Source organism: Providencia sp. PROV255 (genome assembly GCF_028478065.1).
GTDB lineage: Bacteria > Pseudomonadota > Gammaproteobacteria > Enterobacterales > Enterobacteriaceae > Providencia > Providencia rettgeri.
Genome location: NZ_JAMPMI010000006.1, coordinates 235,366 through 254,961 on the forward strand (window position 1 = coordinate 235,366; position 19,596 = coordinate 254,961).

The 19,596-nt window shown below is 39.0% G+C and carries 18 protein-coding genes and 1 tRNA gene; 9 read left to right on the forward strand and 10 right to left on the reverse strand.

Annotated elements, in window-relative coordinates:
- Positions 1-64: 64 nt before the first annotated feature.
- Both PR725_RS06495 and gapA read right to left on the reverse strand, forming a co-directional pair.
- Complete coding sequence (locus PR725_RS06495) at positions 65-946, reverse strand: D-hexose-6-phosphate mutarotase (RefSeq protein WP_272568193.1); 882 nt, start codon at positions 944-946, stop codon at positions 65-67.
- A gap of 292 nt (positions 947-1,238) precedes the next feature.
- Positions 1,239-2,234: a glyceraldehyde-3-phosphate dehydrogenase gene (gapA, locus tag PR725_RS06500; RefSeq protein WP_004911198.1), complete on the reverse strand. Its 996-nt coding sequence runs from the start codon at positions 2,232-2,234 to the stop codon at positions 1,239-1,241.
- A 355-nt stretch (positions 2,235-2,589) separates the two neighbouring features.
- Here gapA and msrB point away from each other — a divergent pair, with 355 nt between their 5' ends.
- Both msrB and PR725_RS06510 read left to right on the forward strand, forming a co-directional pair.
- A complete protein-coding gene (msrB, locus tag PR725_RS06505; protein ID WP_004911195.1) occupies positions 2,590-3,003 on the forward strand; it encodes a peptide-methionine (R)-S-oxide reductase MsrB in 414 nt (137 codons plus the stop codon).
- Between the two features lie 114 nt (positions 3,004-3,117).
- On the forward strand, positions 3,118-3,423 hold the full coding sequence (locus tag PR725_RS06510) for a YeaC family protein (RefSeq protein WP_004911191.1): 306 nt from the start codon (positions 3,118-3,120) through the stop codon (positions 3,421-3,423).
- A gap of 118 nt (positions 3,424-3,541) precedes the next feature.
- Here the strand turns inward: PR725_RS06510 and pncA are convergent, their stop codons facing one another.
- From pncA to sppA, 3 genes are all read right to left on the reverse strand, one after another.
- Entirely contained in the window at positions 3,542-4,168 is a 627-nt protein-coding gene (gene pncA / locus PR725_RS06515; protein ID WP_109913256.1) for a bifunctional nicotinamidase/pyrazinamidase, read from the reverse strand.
- A 22-nt stretch (positions 4,169-4,190) separates the two neighbouring features.
- The gene (ansA, locus tag PR725_RS06520) at positions 4,191-5,210 is read right to left on the reverse strand and encodes an asparaginase (RefSeq protein WP_004911183.1); all 1,020 of its coding nucleotides are present in this window, start codon (positions 5,208-5,210) and stop codon (positions 4,191-4,193) included.
- 167 nt (positions 5,211-5,377) lie between these two features.
- Entirely contained in the window at positions 5,378-7,234 is a 1,857-nt protein-coding gene (gene sppA, locus PR725_RS06525; RefSeq protein ID WP_109913255.1) for a signal peptide peptidase SppA, read from the reverse strand.
- A 471-nt stretch (positions 7,235-7,705) separates the two neighbouring features.
- Between sppA and PR725_RS06530 the strand changes: the two genes are divergently transcribed.
- The 3 genes from PR725_RS06530 to PR725_RS06540 are packed head-to-tail and all read left to right on the forward strand — an operon-like array spanning position 7,706 to position 11,247.
- The gene (locus PR725_RS06530) at positions 7,706-8,257 is read left to right on the forward strand and encodes an NAD(P)H nitroreductase (protein ID WP_109913254.1); all 552 of its coding nucleotides are present in this window, start codon (positions 7,706-7,708) and stop codon (positions 8,255-8,257) included.
- A 14-nt stretch (positions 8,258-8,271) separates the two neighbouring features.
- Positions 8,272-9,315 (forward strand): selenide, water dikinase SelD, encoded by a 1,044-nt coding sequence (selD, locus tag PR725_RS06535; RefSeq protein WP_004911178.1) that lies wholly within the window; start codon positions 8,272-8,274, stop codon positions 9,313-9,315.
- Positions 9,316-9,318: 3 nt separating this feature from the next.
- On the forward strand, positions 9,319-11,247 hold the full coding sequence (locus PR725_RS06540; RefSeq protein WP_110731962.1) for a DNA topoisomerase III: 1,929 nt from the start codon (positions 9,319-9,321) through the stop codon (positions 11,245-11,247).
- Between the two features lie 65 nt (positions 11,248-11,312).
- Here the strand turns inward: PR725_RS06540 and xthA are convergent, their stop codons facing one another.
- The gene (xthA, locus tag PR725_RS06545) at positions 11,313-12,125 is read right to left on the reverse strand and encodes an exodeoxyribonuclease III (protein ID WP_109913251.1); all 813 of its coding nucleotides are present in this window, start codon (positions 12,123-12,125) and stop codon (positions 11,313-11,315) included.
- Between the two features lie 565 nt (positions 12,126-12,690).
- On the opposite strand from xthA, the gene PR725_RS06550 reads away from it, so the two are divergent.
- Positions 12,691-13,566: a LysR family transcriptional regulator gene (locus PR725_RS06550; RefSeq protein WP_004911163.1), complete on the forward strand. Its 876-nt coding sequence runs from the start codon at positions 12,691-12,693 to the stop codon at positions 13,564-13,566.
- A 1-nt stretch (position 13,567) separates the two neighbouring features.
- Here the strand turns inward: PR725_RS06550 and PR725_RS06555 are convergent.
- From PR725_RS06555 to PR725_RS06565, 3 genes are all read right to left on the reverse strand, one after another.
- A tRNA-Tyr gene (locus PR725_RS06555) sits at positions 13,568-13,652 on the reverse strand.
- Between the two features lie 159 nt (positions 13,653-13,811).
- The gene (gene purU / locus PR725_RS06560; RefSeq protein ID WP_110731961.1) at positions 13,812-14,660 is read right to left on the reverse strand and encodes a formyltetrahydrofolate deformylase; all 849 of its coding nucleotides are present in this window, start codon (positions 14,658-14,660) and stop codon (positions 13,812-13,814) included.
- A 94-nt stretch (positions 14,661-14,754) separates the two neighbouring features.
- A complete protein-coding gene (locus tag PR725_RS06565; protein WP_117162235.1) occupies positions 14,755-15,234 on the reverse strand; it encodes a YchJ family metal-binding protein in 480 nt (159 codons plus the stop codon).
- 125 nt (positions 15,235-15,359) lie between these two features.
- On the opposite strand from PR725_RS06565, the gene rssB reads away from it, so the two are divergent.
- Both rssB and galU read left to right on the forward strand, forming a co-directional pair.
- Positions 15,360-16,370 (forward strand): two-component system response regulator RssB, encoded by a 1,011-nt coding sequence (rssB, locus tag PR725_RS06570; RefSeq protein ID WP_109913228.1) that lies wholly within the window; start codon positions 15,360-15,362, stop codon positions 16,368-16,370.
- A gap of 159 nt (positions 16,371-16,529) precedes the next feature.
- Complete coding sequence (gene galU / locus PR725_RS06575; protein WP_004911149.1) at positions 16,530-17,450, forward strand: UTP--glucose-1-phosphate uridylyltransferase GalU; 921 nt, start codon at positions 16,530-16,532, stop codon at positions 17,448-17,450.
- A 464-nt stretch (positions 17,451-17,914) separates the two neighbouring features.
- On the opposite strand, the gene hns is transcribed toward galU, so the two are convergent.
- A complete protein-coding gene (gene hns, locus PR725_RS06580; protein ID WP_004254106.1) occupies positions 17,915-18,325 on the reverse strand; it encodes a histone-like nucleoid-structuring protein H-NS in 411 nt (136 codons plus the stop codon).
- Positions 18,326-18,857: 532 nt separating this feature from the next.
- Between hns and PR725_RS06585 the strand changes: the two genes are divergently transcribed.
- Entirely contained in the window at positions 18,858-19,487 is a 630-nt protein-coding gene (locus PR725_RS06585; protein ID WP_109913227.1) for a thymidine kinase, read from the forward strand.
- Positions 19,488-19,596: the final 109 nt, after the last annotated feature.

Here is a 19,596-nt window from a genome sequence, read left to right on the forward strand (position 1 = left end):
TCATTATGTTTATCAGGGGCTCAATTTTATCTATTTAGAAATCTTATACACTTAGACTGGATGATTAATCTTGCGGTTTATTATCGCGACTGACCATCACTAATGAAAGGCGAGCAGGGTGCTGTGCCTCACTTTTCATTGGGACATTAATCCTTGCCGTTTCTACACAAGCCATTTGTTTGTACCCATTATTTGGCATATCGTCCATACTGCATGATAACTCAGCCCAAGGGTTCCAACAGACAACATCACTATTATGGTAATGATGAATTTCTATTGTACGAGCCCATCCATCATCACGTAATAAGCTATATTCATCCGGTTCTGAATAAATACGGTCAGTATGTTTATTAAATTTGAGAGGTTCATTGGCATAAACTTCTTTATCTGCGACTTTATCGAAATAGTTACCGCCTAACCCATAGACGGTGGCTTTTTGAATATCACTGATATTGAAATAACTATGCAGTGCGGCAGTAGTTTCGAAATCCCCATAACTTTCTAGTTCAAGTTCACATGTTTCACCGAGTTTCATACGGAGGATCAGAGTGAACTCATGTGGCCATAATTTACGGGTATAGTCGGTATCCGTTAACGTGAAGGTTAAAATAACGCCATCTTCATGCTCATTATGTGCGGTGAATTGCCAAGGTAAAATTCGCGCAAAACCATGGCTAGGACTAGCAACAGGGCCGAACCAAGGCCAACAAATAGGGATGCCACCGCGGATAGCTACACCTTCTTTAAAAGCACTTTCTGAACTTAGCCATAAGCAAGGTTTTTGCCCTGCAGGTTGCCAATCAATAAGTTGAGCACCTTGTAAACTGACGGCCCCACGCACCTTAGGGTGCGAGATGACAATGAGTGGAAGCTCGCCGAGTTGGCGTTGAGTGATGTAAGCAGAGACTTGTTTAATGACTGGTAGTGCAAAAAGTTTGTCGTGCATGGTATTAGGCCTGTGTTAATGGAACAGTGTGAATACTCGTCATCTTTCAAACTGCAGCATTGCTGACTGTGTTCATTCACTTGAATTATTTAGAATCTCTATTCGGTATATTTAAAGGCGCGGTGACGCGGTGAATAGTATTCATTCTAAAATAAGTCATGTTTATAGCGTATCCAATAAGAGATCAACCATAAGCGATATAGCAGAAAATATGAAGTGTTAATTTGTTATTGGATACGATACAAAAGAGCCGCCAATCGGCGGCTCAGTTAGACAAATTTCGTTACAGCTCTTATTTAGAGATGTGAGCGATCAAGTCTAATACTTTGTTAGAGTAACCAGTTTCGTTGTCATACCAAGAAACTAATTTAACAAAGTTGTCGTTCAGTGCGATACCAGCTTTAGCATCAAATACTGAAGTCAGTTTCTCACCGTTGAAGTCAGTTGATACAACGTCATCTTCAGTGTAACCCAGAACGCCTTTCAGCTCGCCTGCTGCTGCTTCTTTGATTGCATCACAGATTTGAGTGTAAGTTGCTGGTTTTTCTAAACGAACAGTTAAGTCAACTACAGAAACGTTAGGAGTAGGTACACGGAAAGACATACCAGTCAGTTTGCCATTCAGTTCTGGAATAACTTTACCTACTGCTTTAGCCGCACCGGTTGATGATGGGATGATGTTTTGCGCAGCACCACGACCACCACGCCAGTCTTTATGTGAAGGGCCATCAACAGTTTTTTGTGTTGCAGTTGTTGCGTGAACAGTTGTCATCAGGCCTTCAACGATACCGAATTTGTCGTTGATAACTTTAGCCAGTGGAGCTAAGCAGTTAGTTGTACAAGATGCGTTAGAAACGATTTCTTGACCTGCGTAAGCTTTGTGGTTAACGCCCATAACGAACATAGGAGTATCATCTTTAGAAGGGCCAGTCAGAACAACTTTCTTAGCACCTGCTTGGATGTGTTTACGTGCAGTTTCATCAGTTAAGAAGATACCTGTAGCTTCAGCAACGACGTCAACACCGACTTCGTTCCATTTCAGGTTTGCAGGATCTTTTTCTGCTGTTACACGGATTTTTTTGCCGTTTACAACTAGGTGACCATCTTTAACTTCAACAGTACCGTTGAAACGACCATGAGTTGAGTCGTATTTCAGCATGTACGCCATGTATTCTGCATCGAGCAGGTCGTTGATAGCAACGATTTCGATGTCAGAACGCTCTTGTGCAGCACGGAAAACGATACGGCCAATACGACCAAAACCATTAATACCTACTTTGATAGTCATAGTATTTCCACCAGCTATTTATTCGTGAATTAAGTTGTAGTTAAAGTTACCAAAACCTTGCCAGCCGTCAAGCGGAATCGTGTCAATTATTGAAAAAAATCAATTCTGATACCACCAATTGCTTATTTGTCAGCCACTTCAGCGGCAAATACAGCCGCACGTATTATCGGGATTGTGCAGCATAATGAAACCATCTATCAGTGATATATGTGATACGGTTCACAAATCAAAACGGAAAGTAAGATGCTTCTTAGTTTAGAATAGTTTTACAGAAAATGTTGTTAATTTTTTGTTGATTGAAATTGATGTATGATAACCATTGAACATTTTAGTTATTTAAATATTTAGGTGTGACATGTCAAAAAAAGATAACCAACCTATTGATATTTCAGAATTAAATGAAATGCAGCGTTACGTTACACAGCAAGCAGGTACCGAGCCGCCATTCAGTGGCCAATTATTGCATAACCGTAAAGATGGTGTGTACGAATGTTTATGCTGTGGTTCACCTTTATTTATGTCTGAGAGCAAATTTGATGCAGGTTGTGGTTGGCCAAGCTTTTATCAACCCGTCAATGAAGAGGCTATCAAATACATTGAGGATTTCTCGCATGGGATGCATCGCATTGAGGTTCGCTGTCAACACTGTAATGCGCATTTAGGGCATGTATTTCCCGATGGTCCGCAGCCCACGGGTCAGCGTTACTGTATTAATTCAGCATCATTAAGCTTTATCGATGATGATAATGGTGAAAAGACCCGTGGATAAAGAGCTGAAGGGTGCTGAAATTTTAATATTAGAATGACAAAAACGATTCAGCTATCAGCTAAAATTAAGAATAATAAAATAACGTGTTAATTGCGTACTTGAAGGAGCCTTACCGTGAGCGTTGAAGTTAATCCAGAGCAACTTGAACAATTATTAGCAGTGATGACACCTGAAATCTATCAGCGCCTAGTAACCGCAGTTGAGCTAGGTAAATGGCCGGATGGGGTGATGTTAACGCCAGAACAAAAAGAGCATAGCTTGCAAATGGTATTATTGTGGCAGTCGCGGCATAACCATGACCCAGAGCATATGACGGTAGGGACTAATGGCGAAATTACGATGAAGAGCAAACAAGAGCTAAAAACGCTGTTTCAAGGTGAAATGTTGGCAACATTAAAACCGCAAAATAATGATGAGTAACAGTTACTCTGTAGATCTGTAGAATAGTTTGGTTATTCAATAGGGTGTTGTACAGTGACAGCGTCACTAAAACAAGTTTTCTCAATTGATATGAGAAAACTTGTCTACAAAGTCTGGGTTAATGCAGGTCAGTTAACGTGATTAACCTCGCGCCTTGCTTTTTCATTTCGTCTAAAGCTTCTTGGCTGTCATTGGCTGCAAGATTAACACCTCTACATCCATCCACTAGAACATCTACGCTATAGCCTAATTTTAGGGCATCTAACACGGTAAATTTGACACAGTAATCCGTCGCAATTCCCATAATAATTAAATGTGAAATGTGTTGTTCTTGTAACCATGCATGCAGGCGGGTTTGGCTAATTTTATCGTTATCGAAAAAGGCACTATAGCTATCAACCTGTGGGTTTTCCCCTTTGGTGAAAGTTGCACTAATCAGTGATTGATTTAAATCTGAGTGTAATTTAGCGCCGTGCTCACCTTGTACGCAATGAATAGGCCACCAAACTTGTGTAATGCCATTTAGCTCACCGACTTCGCCAATTTGAGTATTTGAATTAGCCGCAAAACTAAGATGTGTCGCGGGATGCCAATCTTGGCTTGCAATGATGTCTATCTGTTTTTGTTGGCAAATAGCCATCGCCTTATTAGCAACATCAATAACATGTTCACTTTCATTTACTGCTAATGTGCCACCGGTGCAAAAATCGTTTTGTAAATCGACTAACAGTAATGCTGCTTTCATTGTGTCCTCAGTATGTTATCTGTTATTCATCAGCATAGCTCAACTCGCCGCGTAAATTATTCTGCATTAACTCTCGGATTAAAGCGGGGGTATAATTTTGGCTTAGTAAGTAGTGCAATTTACTTAAGGCGGCTTCAAAAGTCATGTCGTATCCACTTATCACACCAGCTTCTGCAAGAGCGTGTCCTGTGGCATAGCCTTCCATATTAACACGGCCAGAAATACATTGTGTCAGGTTCACCACAATAATGCCTCGGTTCGTTGCCTCGCGAAGTATACGTAGTAATTCAGGCTGTTGAGGGGCATTACCGACACCGTAAGAGCGCAATATAAGCGCTTTGACAGGTTGTTGGAGAATATTGCGAACAATCTCAACCGAGAGTCCCGGATAAAGTGTAACAACACCGATAGGTTGAGGTGTAATTCGGTGGCTTTTAAATTCACCTATGCCAATAGGTGCAGGGCACGTATTGAATGTACGAATATTGATACCCGCCTCCATTAAGGGGGAGCAGTTAGGTGAGCTGAAAGCATCAAAGCCGTCAGCATGAGCCTTAACGGTGCGGTTACCGCGATATAATTTGTTATTAAAAAACAGCCCGACCTCATTAACAGGGTAATTGGCCGCTAAATATAAGGCATTTAATAGATTTGTTTGCCCATCAGAACGTAATGCTTCTAATGGTATTTGTGACCCTGTCACGATCACTGGCTTTTTCAAGTTTTCAAACATGAAAGATAAGGCTGAGGCGGTGAAAGCCATAGTATCAGTGCCATGTAATATAACAAACCCATCATAAAGTGGATAATTTTCCCGAATATCATCAGCGATGAGCTGCCAATCTTCAGGAGTGATATCAGATGAATCAATCAACGGTTGATGCTCACGGATGGTAAACTCAGGCATTTCAGGGCGGTGAAACTCGGGCATTTGAGCTAACTGAGTTTGCAAATGACCAGAAACAGGAACATATCCCTGTGGTGAATGGCGCATGCCAATTGTTCCACCTGTGTAGACTACATAAATTGATTTCTTCTGCATCTTATTACCTAATTTATCCAACTTATCGAAGGAGAATGATTATCAGGATTTTGACGCATTTGTTAGCGTATTACTATCGTTAACTTGCGAATAATTAGATTGATATGGGGTTATTGATGAGTTTGTGAGAGAAATCCCCTTCATTAACGCTGAAGGGGATTTAGCGATCAGTTAATTTCCGCGCAATTTAAGCAAAATGCGTAGCGGTTTTGAGGGTCATTCATTTTTAAGAAAAACTGAGCTTGCTGGCGGATATCCGTTGCGACTGCTGGGGGCAAAAACACCTGTAGTACATCCGGCATCGCAGCTTGAACGCTAGTGGTTAATTCAAGCAACAATTGATCCATGAAAGTCATCTCAGGCTTCATCCAATCTAGCTTAACATCAGTGAGTTTAGCGAGTTCTGCGGCTTTATCTATCGCAGTATCAAAATCACCTAGCTGGTCTACAAGGCCATTTTTAAGCGCGTCTTGCCCGATCCACACACGGCCTTGAGCGATTTTATCTATCTCTGCAGGTGTTTTATGGCGAGCTTTCGCGACTAAGCCAATAAATGTCTCATAACCATTTTCAATAGTAATTTGCATCATGTCAGCAAATTGTGGGCTAATCCCTTTAGTCAGAGAAATATCGGCTAATGGTGATGTTGATACTCCATCAGTATACACCCCAATAGAATCTAAAGATTTTTCAAAGGTATTGATCACACCAAATATACCAATTGAACCTGTCAGTGTGTTTGGACTGGCAATAATATAGTCAGCTGGAGTCGATACCCAATACCCGCCAGATGCTGCCATTCCCCCCATAGAAACCACCACGGGTTTACCGGCAGCATGGGCCGAAGCCAGTTCACTGCGGATCAAATCAGAAGCGCTTACGCTTCCCCCCGGGCTATTCACGCGTAACACAATTGCTTTAATATTATCATCAAGGCGAGCATCACGAATTTGTGCTGCGATGGTATCGCCTCCTGCAATCCCAGCCGTTTGCGGGCCATCCATGATAGCACCTTGAACAACAATCACGGCGATATTGCCACTTTGATTCGCATTGGTATCTGTTATTTTAGCGGAGTAATCATAGATACTAATATTATTGAATTGTTTATTTTCTTTATTCCAGCCAAAGTGTTTACTGAGTAAATCTTCAACTTCTTCGTTTGTATAAAGTTTATCAACCAATTTTTGTTTTAAAGCATATTGCGCGCTATCGCCTTTGACAGAACGTAATTGTTCTAAAATAGCATCAGCTCCAGGGAAAATTTGCGTGCTGGTAGTATTGCGGTTTTTGGCGATATCTGCGAGGTAATTGTTCCACAGGGCATCCAACCATTGTTTATTGGCCAAACGTGCTTCAGGGGACATTTCATCACGCATTAATGGCTCAACTGCTGATTTATAGGTACCAACACGGAAAATATGGCTACTGACTTTAAGTTTTTCTAACAGTGACTTGTAATAAAGGCCATTAGTTGCGAAACCATATACCCCAACAGCACCTTGTGGTGTGAGGTAGATATCATCAGCGTAACTGGCGAGATAGTATTGTGATTGGCTATAACTGCTACCGATGGCGTAAACCTGTTTCCCTGAACTTTTAAATTCATTGATTGCTTTACCGATATAAGCCAGAGAAGGTTGGTCGGCGCCAACTAAATCATCTAGGCGTAATACCATTCCTGTAATACGGTCATCATTTGCGGCGGTACGAATAGTATCAACGATGTCGAATAATGAATTTTCTTGCATGCGGCTATTTGAAGTACCAAGTAGTTCACGGCTCATACGACCAAATGGGTCTGGAGCAGAAACTTGGTCTACGATAACGCCCTGCAAATCAACATACAAAGCACCAAAATAATTTTTTTCGGGTTGAGTTTCTGTTTGGTAAAGCGCAATTGACCCAATAACGACAAAGAATAATACTAAGAAAATGGCGTTAAAAACGAATTCCCTAATAAAGTTTAGTGCTCGCCAGCTAATTCTAAAGATGGTAGCGATGATGTCCCAAAGTTGACGCATGTTTTCTCCTATCCTGTATATTTTGCACCACACGGGTGTTAGCTTCACTGGTTTGCCGTTGACTTATGGCACAAACTATTTTTGGATATTACATAAATATGTCTTTCTACAGTTGGGCTATTTCCGCCTGTAGCATGAATTTACGACAGTATACTCAAAAGCAAATCCGTTACCCGATCATCACATCGAATTGTTGATGTCTTAGTTGTATCAATACAATTAGTTGCAACTGCGGGCTATTTTTATGCATAACAAAATTATGATCAGCAAGGTACAATGCTTCAATGATATTTTTCATGTGTGACAAATGATACAATTCAATGAATTTATAACGTAATTTTACCTAGCGAATAACCGTTATTATTGTATTAGTGTAAGCGATTTTCCTTTAAGCTGAAACAATAGATAGCGTGGGTATCATTATCTAATTGAATGATTATCATATCAGTTTACTCTTAAACGGAGACAAATATGGATGCTTTAACCCTTTTGTTGAACCGCCGTTCAGCTTCAAGACTCACATCACCAGCACCCCAAGGTGAAGAACTTAACAATATACTTGCTGCGGGGATGAGAGCACCTGATCACGGAGCTTTGAAACCATGGCATTTTGTTGTTATGCAAAATGAAGGTATTAACCGCTTCAGTGAGCTATTAGAAAAAGCGGCAATTGAAGGGCAATTAGGTGCTGAAGTAGAAGAAAAAGCACGTAACGCACCTTTTCGCGCTCCACTCATTATTACTGTAATTGCGAAATTAAAAGACCATCCGAAAATACCACAATGGGAACAATTAGTTGCTGCGAGTTGCACTGTACAAGCAATGCAGATGGCTGCGGTTGCTCAAGGCTTTGGCGGTATATGGCGCTCAGGAGCATGGACAGAAGATGCCGTGGTTCGTGCGGGATTAGGTTGTGGAGATAACGACCGTATTGTTGGATTTCTTTATTTAGGTACGCCAGAGCTTAAAGCACCAGCAAAAGTGCAAACACCTGATATGACAGGCTTTGTATCTTATTTCTAATAAAGAGAATAATAATGACTGAAAAAATTAGATTAACGCAATATAGTCATGGTGCAGGCTGCGGCTGTAAAATTGCACCGAAAGTATTAGAGCAAATTTTACACACGGAACAAGCAAAATTTCATGACCCACATTTGTTAGTTGGAAATGAAACGAAAGATGATGCGGCGGTTTATGATCTCGGTAACGGGATTGGTATCATCAGCACGACAGATTTTTTTATGCCGATCGTTGACTCTCCGTTTGAGTTTGGCCGTATTGCTGCAACTAACGCGATTAGCGATATTTTTGCTATGGGTGGAAAACCGATTATGGCAATCGCTATTTTAGGCTGGCCAATTGCTAAGTTACCGCCTGAAGTGGCTCGTGAAGTGATTGAGGGGGGCCGTGCTGCTTGTGCGGATGCTGGCATATCATTGGCTGGAGGGCACTCTATTGATGCACCTGAGCCTATTTTTGGTTTGGCAGTTACAGGTGTTGTGAATACGGAATATGTGAAGAAAAATAGTGCTGCAACAGCAGATTGCGAACTGTTCTTGACTAAACCGCTTGGGATTGGCGTTTTGACAACGGCAGAGAAAAAAGGGGTACTTGCGCCGGAACATCAACACTTAGCGGCAGAAACCATGTGCCAAATGAATAAGTTAGGAGCGGTGGTTGCGCCTTTAGAGGGAGTGACGGCTATGACGGATGTAACCGGTTTCGGTTTATTGGGACATTTAAGTGAGATTTGCGAAGGGTCTAAAGTTCGCGCTGAAATTTCCTTTAGTAAAGTCCCTAAATTAGCCAACGTCGAAAAATATATTGAAGCAGGTTGCGTTCCTGGTGGAACAACCCGTAACTTCGACAGCTATGGTCACCTTATTGGCCCAATGAGTGATATGCAACGTCAGCTATTGTGCGACCCACAAACCTCTGGTGGCTTACTCATTGCAGTAAAACCTTCCGAAGTCTCTAAAATTAAAGAGATTGCACAGCAGCAAGGTGTTTTGTTACAGTCTATCGGTAAATTATTACCCCATCAGGATAATGTTCCTTTAGTTGAAGTGATAGATTAATTTATGCGTTTGTTTATTGCGGAAAAACCGAGCCTTGCAAGGGCCATTGCAGATGTATTACCCAAACCCCATAAACGCGGTGATGGTTTTATTCAATGTGGTGATGGCCAAACCGTAACATGGTGCATTGGCCACCTTTTAGAGCAGGCGGAACCCGATGCTTATGAACCTCGGTACGCACGTTGGAATCTTCAGGATTTGCCAATTATCCCGGATAAGTGGCAATTGAAGCCCCGTCCCGCAGTAACTAAACAATTAAAAACCATTGAAACATTACTGAAGCAAGCTTCAATAGTCGTCCATGCAGGAGACCCCGATAGAGAAGGTCAACTGCTGGTGGACGAAGTGCTTGATTTTTTAAAGCTCGATCCTGAGAAACGCAAAGCCGTAAAACGTTGTTTGATCAACGACCTTAACCCACAAGCCGTTGAGCGGGCAATTGACCGCTTAAGAGAAAATCGTGAGTTTATCCCTCTTTGTGTCTCCGCCTTAGCGAGAGCACGGGCAGATTGGCTATATGGCATCAATATGACTCGTGCTTATACACTATTAGGGCAACGAGGTGGATATCAAGGTGTTCTTTCTGTTGGGCGGGTACAAACGCCAGTTTTGGGCCTAGTTGTTAGGCGCGATGAAGAAATAGAAAATTTTATCCCTAAAGATTATTTCGAGGTGAAAGCCCATATTGTTACGCCAAAAGATGAGCGTTTTGTAGCAATATGGCAGCCAAGTGACTCCTGTATTGATTACCAAGACGAAGAAGGGCGTTTGTTCCATCGGCCGCTTGCAGACCATGTGGTATCGCGTATTGAGGGGAAGCCTGCCATAGTGACGCAATATCAGGACAAGCGCGAGTCTGAAATTGCACCATTGCCTTTCTCTTTGTCGTCTTTACAGATTGAAGCCGCTAAAAAGTATGCGTTGAGTGCACAAGAAGTATTGGATATATGCCAACGCTTGTATGAAACACATAAGTTAATTACTTATCCTCGTTCGGATAGCCGCTATTTACCGGATGAGCATTTTGCAGGGCGACACAGTGTATTGAATGCCATTGCTGTGCATCAGCCTGATCTCACTGAATTTGAACTGCCAGAGTTAGATAAAAAGAATCGTTGTTGGGACGATAAAAAAGTGGACGCCCACCATGCAATTATTCCAACTGCAAAAACGGCAGCAGTAAAATTAACGGAAAATGAAAGTAAAATTTACCAACTGATTGCACGTCAATATATTATTCAGTTCATGGCGGATGCGGTTTACCGTAAGTGTACTATTGATCTTGAAATTGAAAAGGGTAAATTTATTGCAAAAGCTCGGTTTCTTGCTGAAGCGGGCTGGCGAGTTGTATTAGGCAATAAAGAGCGCGATGCTGAAAATGATGGTATGCCTTTGCCAGTTGTGAGTAAAAGTGATGAGTTATTATGTGAGAAAGGGGAAGTTGTCGAACGGCAAACGCAGCCTCCGCGCCCTTTTACGGATGCAACGCTATTATCAGCAATGACTGGGATTGCTCGGTTTGTGCAAGATAAAGCATTAAAAAAAGTATTGCGAGAAACGGATGGGCTTGGTACGGAAGCGACTAGGGCGGGCATCATTGACTTACTATTTAAGCGCCAATTTCTCTTCAAAAAAGGGCGTTACATTCATTCCTCTCCGGCAGGAAGGGCTCTAATTCATGTTCTACCCGATATGGCAACATTACCGGATATGACTGCTCATTGGGAGTCCGTACTGACTCAAATTAGTGAAAAACAATCACGTTATGATGATTTTATGCACCCGCTAGGTCAAACATTGATGCAATTAATTCACCATGCACGCCAATTTACAAATTTGAGGGCATTTCGAGAGTTACCAGCCCCATCAGTAAAAGCAGGGAAAAAAACTGCAAAAACAGGCAAGAAGAAAACGAAAAAGAAAGAGGATTAGTTGAGTCTGGCAAACCAATAAAAGGCGCTTTAAGCGCCTTTTTGCATGATAACTAGTGAGGAAATTTATTTTGTTAGGTCAAACTCAGACCACACCGGTGCGTGGTCTGATGGTTTTTCCATTCCGCGAATATCATAATCAATACCCGTTGCGATACAACGTTCAGCAAGGTTATTTGAGGCTAGTAATAAATCAATACGTAAACCGCGGTTATCATCAAAGCCCTTAGAACGGTAGTCAAACCAAGAGTAGCAATCAGCAACATCAGGATTTTTAGCTCGGTATGTATCGACCAAGCCCCAGCCTAACAATTTAGCTAACCATTCACGTTCTTCAGGTAAAAAAGAACATTTTCCGGTTTTTAACCAACGTTTGCGGTTTGCATCACCAATACCGATATCCAGATCGGTTGGGCTAATATTCATATCACCCATAATGAGTAATTGAGACTCAGCCGTTTGTGTTGATGTAATGTAATTTTGTAAATCTTGATAGAATTTTTCTTTTGCTGGAAATTTAGTTGGGTGGTCGCGGCTTTCCCCTTGAGGAAAATAACCATTAACAACAGTCAATGGGCCACGCTCTGTTTGAATGTCAGCCATGATAATACGGCGCTGTGCGTCATCATCGTCAGTTGGAAAGCCTTTGCGGACAGCAATAGGTTCATTTTTTGTTAAAAGAGCCACACCATAATGGGCTTTTTGGCCGTGATAAAAAACATGATAGCCGAGCTGACTAACCTCTTCATAAGGGAACATATCATCATGGACTTTTGTTTCTTGTAAGCCAATAACCTCAGGTTGATGTTTTTCGATGATTGCAGCGAGTTGGTGAGGACGAGCTCGGAGGCCATTGATATTGAACGATATGAATTTCATGGTTTTTTATCACCTAGTTTTATGATTATTATGCGTATTCTACCAGATGGTAGCAATACTGTAACCCCGAGTAGCATGTTTCAACGATTAGGTTGTTTTATAGCCAATAACGATTATGATAAAAATGGTCATTACATAACTCATTCTTGGTACAATATCAAAATTTAGCGTTTAATATAAAAGTTATAATAAATTTAGTTAAACAAAAAATATTATAATTAATTAAATTTATTATGGGTGCTAGAATTTAATTTCTGATTAAAATTAAATTAATAATTTCAATATTAACTAGTTTTAATTTCATTTAAAGTCAATTGGTTATTTATATTTTAATGTGATTTAATAGTGGAGGCATAAAAAATAATTAATCGAAACAGTATAATATATTGCTTTGTAATGATGGAAATTATAAAAATACTTTTATGAAATATTGTTAATCATTCAATAAAAAATCAACTTTGACTTTTTATTTTTTGGATTAATTTATGGGCTAATCAATATAATTATTAATGAGAAAGTTAAGTATGTTGATTAACATTTTAATAAATGGAATGGGGTCATAGATATGTTCTTTTCAAGAAAATTAGAGGCGTTTATGGCGGTTGTTGAGAATGGCTCGTTAAGCAAAGCGGCAAGAGTGATGAACCGTACGACACCTCCCATCGCGAAGTCAATCAAAGACTTTGAGACAAGCCTAGGTAAACGGCTTTTTAAACGAGAAAAATTTGGAATGACATTAACTAAGGATGGCCAAGAGCTTTATAACGATCTAAGAGATCTTTATTTACAGGAGAAAGAAATAACGAAAAAACATTTTTCAGGTTATATAATCAATGAGGCTAATATTTATTATGACTGGGGAAAGGAAAATCATTTAATTAATTTATATCAATCAGCACATCAAAATAATGTACAAGTAAATATATTAAGGTTTAATTATGATGAAGTAGATGAAATTGTCGATTATGATGGAAATACACTTATTCTTAGTTCAGAGCAGGTTGTCAGCGAACGGTTTTCATTACAAAAAATAATAGAAAATTCACCATTAGGTATTTATTGTCGGAAAGAACTGTATGAAAAATTTCATTATGATCTTGTTACATTATTACAAAAAAGTACCTGGTTATGTGACCCCGCATTTTATAAAAGTTCTTTAATGAGCGATTTATTAGCAAAAATTGAAACGGTTGATAATAAAACGAGCGTGAGACAAATGGATAATATTGGCTGTTGCCAAAGTTTTATTCAAGATGGTGACTTTATAGGTATTATAGACCACTATCCAGAAGAAGAATTAATTGATAAATCATTAATTTATATACCATTAAACAAGATTTTGGGGAAAAGTGTTTGTTACATTTATAAATCAAAATCACACTCTAGTGTACTAAATCGTTTTATGGGTGTTGTTGATAAATTAGGGGGGGATGTTAATTAAATGGTGGTGGGAGAAGGATTCGAACCTTCGAAGTCTGTGACGGCAGATTTACAGTCTGCTCCCTTTGGCCGCTTGGGTATCCCACCAGATTTTGAGTTGCTGTAATCATTGACAGCGGGCGGCATCATATCAAATGACGCGCCGCTGTAAAGCATTAATTTTCAATAAAATGGTCGTTTGCTGTTTTTTTATTCTTAATGCGTGTTAAATCTACAAAGTGTTGTTAAATAAGCCACTGTGTTGGCTTATAAAATAATGGTGCGATTACCATATACAAATACACGTTGAGCTAAGACCCAGTAAAGGGCATGGCTTAGTACATTTTTTTCAACGTCACGTCCAGCACGCATCATATCATCCGCTGTGAATGTATGGTCTACATTAATCACGTTCTGTGTAATGATTGGCCCTTCATCAAGGCTGTCATTAACAAAATGCGCTGTAGCACCAATAATTTTTACGCCACGCTCATAAGCTTGGTGATAAGGACGGGCACCAATAAAGGCAGGTAAAAACGAATGGTGAATATTGATAATCTGGTTTGGATAATGCTGAACAAATGCGGGCGTTAATACGCGCATATATTTAGCCAACACAACGTAGTCAGGCTGATACTGGTCAATCTGTGCTGTCATTTTTTCGTCATGTTGTTCGCGAGTTAAGCCTTCATGACTAATATGGTGGAATGGGATGCCAAATTGTTCGACTAAGTTTCTTAGCGTATCGTGGTTTCCAATAACAGCAGCAATTTCAACATCCAAGCCATCATAAGCACTTTTCATGAGTAGGTCGCCCAGACAATGTGCTTCTTTGGTTACCATGACGACAATACGACGCCGGCCTGCAGTGTTTAATTCACGTTGAGACCCAACAGGCAATGCATCGTCGAGATCCGCTAATAATGTTTCATCGTTGAAAATGCCTTCTAACTCAGTTCTCATGAAGAAACGGCCAGTGTGATGATCAACAAATTCATTATTTTGTACGATATTGAGTTGGTGTTTATAGCAAATATTGGTGATTTTCGCGATTAATCCTTTCGCGTCAGGGCAAATTGTCCTGAGAATTTTCTTTTGTACAATTTTGTGTTGCATGAAACAGCCTAATCCTTAACTAACAAAGCGATATAAAAAACGACAGATTGTGTATTAAATGTGTCTCATTAGACAGGCATTAAATAAAGGGTAATTAGTCTGGGTGCCCACACTTTTTATATTTTTGACCAGAGCCACAAGGACATAAATCATTACGACCGATTTTTGGGGTAATGCCGTCTATATAATACCAACACGAATCCATCTTAATAAAACGCGAACGTTCATGAATAAGCTGCTTATGATCAGCTTTTTCATCAATAAAGCAAGCCGAAAATTCGACATAAGCTTCATCGGGATTTTTAGCATAAGAAGAACTAATAACACGAAGACCACACCAGCGTGTCTTCGAAAAACTATTTACAATTTCGTGGTGCCATTCTTGAGCATGGCAATCCGGGTGCCATGTTTTAATCAGATAATCGGCATTTTGGTGAACATAAGCGCTATATCTGGAGCGCATAAGCTGTACAGGCGTCTGTGGAATAGATTTTCCTTGTAAAAAAGGGGCGCAGCATTGTTCAAATTGTGCTTCGTTGCCACAGCAACACCTATCTTCTACTTGTGATTTCATAACACTCTCTATAAAAATAAGTATAAGATTGAAAAGTCACTATACTTAAATGATGGCGAATAAATGATTTTATCGTATGAATAATTGTATTGTTAATTAAACCAGGCTTTTGCAGTAGGTATCTTATGAAAAATAGAAAAGTACTCATAATAGAAGACGAAATCACCTTCTGTACAATTTTAAAAAATTACCTCGAAACGCTGGGTATTGAGATCTATACCGCAGATAATGGTCAATTAGCAATAGAGATGTTAACAATAAACGGTATCACCCCTGATATCATTCTCTGTGACCTTAATATGCCGATAATGAATGGTGAAGCGTTTATGCGAGAGCTTATTGCTCGTAATATTGATATTCCAGTCATTGTGATTACGGCAACAACTGATTTTACTCAGTTAGATAGAATGTTTCGTTTAGGGGCTAAAGATGCTTTGCTTAAGCCAATAAAAAATTTAGATGAAGTTAAAGTGACCCTACTTTCTGCACTGTATCCTGAGAAAAATAGCCTAACAGAGCTAATGGGAGAGGAAATTCATCAGATTTCTACATTAATGCAAGATCATACTCAAGATATGTTGACGGTGTTGAAGCAGTTACAACCGCCAGTAAACCAAATTATAAATAATTACCGAATTAACTATCGCCAACTTAATGAAGCTAACCGCTTTGGTTTATTATTAGACTTAGCTGCTATTTCAGACAGCCAAATAGGATTTTACTGCATTGACACTGAGCGCTCTCCCCAAGAAGGTATTATGGCTGCTTTTTTGATTCGTGTTGTGTTCAATGACCTATTAAAAAGTGCGGTAAGCTACCCAGAAAAAAAATTACCTAATATTGATAGGATTATTAATCAAATAAATTATTTACTAGAGGATTCGGGGTTTAGTGGGCAATTTCCTCTCTTATTGGGGTATTTTAATACACAGAATAAAGCAATTATAATGGCGAGTGCGGGCTTAGAAGCGGAAATAACGACAGAAAATACGCATGTTAAGTTACCAAGAAGTCTTCCCTTAGGTACACTTAAATTTTATCAATCTAACCATTTAGAGGTAAAAGGAAATGCTTGGCAGTGTTTAATACGTAATAATAGTCAGAAAATAAAACTTATGTTTAACCCGGAGACATAATTAATGTCTAAAATGCATGCATGTGTCATCTAAATAACTCTATTCAGACTCGTCGCTATTTATTCATAAATATTTCCTGATATACTTTTGCGCACTTAAAATGCCTCTTGATACTTTAGTGAAATTTGAGAGGCAAGGATGATATCTGGAGTGATAAAAATGACACAGCGCAAGGTGCGTAAAGCGGTAATCCCCGTTGCAGGCTTAGGTACACGTATGCTTCCTGCAACAAAAGCTATTCCAAAAGAAATGTTGCCAATAGTCGATAAGCCACTTATTCAATATGTTGTTAATGAGTGTATTGCTGCGGGGATCAATGAAATTGTTTTAGTAACACATTCATCAAAAAATTCCATTGAGAACCACTTTGACACAAGCTTTGAGTTAGAAGCTATTTTAGAAGCGCGTGTTAAGCGCCAGTTATTGGATGAGGTTCAATCTATTTGTCCAAGTCATGTAACGATTATGCAAACGCGACAAGGAATAGCAAAAGGATTAGGGCATGCAATTTTGTGTGCTAAACCGTTAGTCGGTGAAGAACCTTTTGCGGTTATTTTACCTGATGTCATTTTAGACCGTTACAGTACAGATTTAACTAAATTTAACTTGCGTGAAATGCTCGAACAATATGAATCAACAGGTGCAAGTCAAATTTTAGTTGAGCCAGTCCCTGAAGAAGATGTATCTAGCTATGGTATTGTGGATTGCAGTGGAGAAACGCTAGCACCTGGGGATAGCAAAAGAATTGTTCGTATGGTTGAAAAACCAAAACGTGAAGAAGCTCCATCTAATTTATCTATTGTTGGTCGTTATGTTTTATCTGAAAAGATTTGGGATGCATTAGCTAAAACAGCTCCCGGTGCTGGTGATGAAATACAATTAACTGATGCTATTGCATTAATGATGGAAAATAATGAGCCTGTAGAGGCCTACCACTTATGTGGTAAAAGTCATGACTGTGGAAATAAATTAGGTTATATGAAAGCATTTGTTGAATATGGAATGCAGCATGATGCGTTGGGTGAAGAGTTTACTCAGTGGCTGAAGAAATTATCAGCGTCATTGAATGCAGCAAAATAAAATTTCACAATAAATTTTTATTAAAGGCTAACTTAATTTGTTAGCCTTTTTTATGCGTGAAAAAATAAATTATTAACAATAAACGTCAGGTATTAAGGCGTATCGCTCTGATTTAGACTGTTTAGTTGCTACTCATTATAAGTGAGAGGTGTACAAAAATTAACATATAACCCCATTACATAAATAAAATCACTGAACAATATTTAAGTTTATCTAATTAAGCTTACATATCTTTACTACTCTGTTTTATTTATCATGATTATTTGATTGGTAGTATAATACAGCGCAAAGGCTTAAACAGAACAGTTAATTGAAGTGGGCAGTAGTTATGCGGCTTTAGTGCTAAAAAAGGGAGCTATAATAGCTAAGCGCTTTTTCTTAGTAGAGGTTAATATAAAATAATATATAAAGGTTGAAACAAAAACACCCTTATAAAAGGGTGTTTAGAATACATGTATAGGCTATTAGATTAAGAAATCATCTAAAGATTTGCCTTGTTCTTCAATGGCAACTTTGATTACTGCTGGAGTACGGCCTTGGCCTGTCCAAGTTTTAGTTTCGCCATTTTCATCAACATATTTATATTTAGCTGGACGTGCAGCACGTTTAGCACGGGTGCTAGTGCTTTTACCTGAGTCCATTGTTTGCAGAAGGTCATTTAAATCGACGCCTTGCTCAAGAATCATTTCACGAACTTTTTCCAATTTACGGTTACGTTCTTCTAATTCCGCGCGAGCTTGGCTCTCTTCATCACGACGTTCTTCAACAACGACGGTTAATTTTTCCAGCATTTCTTCTAAAGATTCTAAAGTTACTTCGCGAGCTTGAGCACGAAGAGTACGGATGTTATTTAACGCTTTTAATGATTCGCTCATTTTCCTGGTCTCAAATTATTTGTTGGCATGTGTACAGTAATAATAGAATGCTATTTTAAATTCTGCAATAGCTAAATTACTTCCTTAGTTTAAAAGTAATCTTTAACGAATGCAATTTTTTTACAAAAGAAAAATAAACTTTTCGTAGATATATATATAGCTATTATCAATAACTGAACTAAACGAAAAATAGGAATAAGCCAAAATCTTAGTGATTAAATAATTCAAAAAAGAAGAGGCGTGTCTCATTTTACTTTTACTCGGAATGAATTGAAGGGAAGGTCAGGCTTAAATTTTCTTTTTTTGATGATGCTTTTTAGCGGAATGTGCTTTAGTTGAAACTGTTTATAGTTAATATCAAATTGATTTTTATTGCATACGTGCTAAGTAATATTTGCAATAAGGTACAAGTTGAGCCCCAAAAAAAAGTTAAATTTTCAATAAGTAAAGGGCATCTACACCAATATTGTTAATCCTCAAGTATGTTTTATGGTAAAATTATTATGTATATTAATTTTGAGGGAACAGCCAAATGGCTCAGCTTTACTTTTATTATTCAGCAATGAACGCGGGAAAATCAACGTCATTATTGCAATCATCGTATAACTATAATGAAAGAGGAATGCGTACGGTTATTTTTACGGCAGAGATAGATAACCGTTTTGAACAAGGAAAAGTCTCATCGCGAATAGGTTTATCTGCGGAAGCGTTACTATACTCAACAACAACAAATATGGCCGAGTTAATCAAAAAAGAAAATAGTGTACAAAAAGTACATTGTGTTCTTATTGATGAATGTCAGTTTCTAACAAAAAAACAAGTTGAAGAATTATGTGACATAGTCGATAACGAGGATATTCCGGTTTTATGTTATGGATTGCGTACCGACTTTGCAGGACAATTATTTGAGGGTAGTCAATATTTGCTTGCTTGGGCTGATAAATTAGTTGAGCTAAAAACGGTTTGCTATTGCGGGCGTAAGGCGAGCAAGGTATTACGTATAGGAAGTGATGGGGTGCCTGTATATGAAGGCTTACAAGTTGATATAGGTGGTAATGAAAAGTATATCTCTGTTTGTCGTAAGCACTATTCAGAAGCAATAAAACAAGCTCAGTTGATGAATGAGGGCGTTATACCTAAGCAGCCACTTCATTTTCGATGAGCAGAAATATTTTGGTGTAGGGACTAAAATAGGCTTCGGTTATCGGATTATTACGGCAGTTAATGAAATCAACTCAGTGGGTTAAATTATTTTATATGATATTGATTTT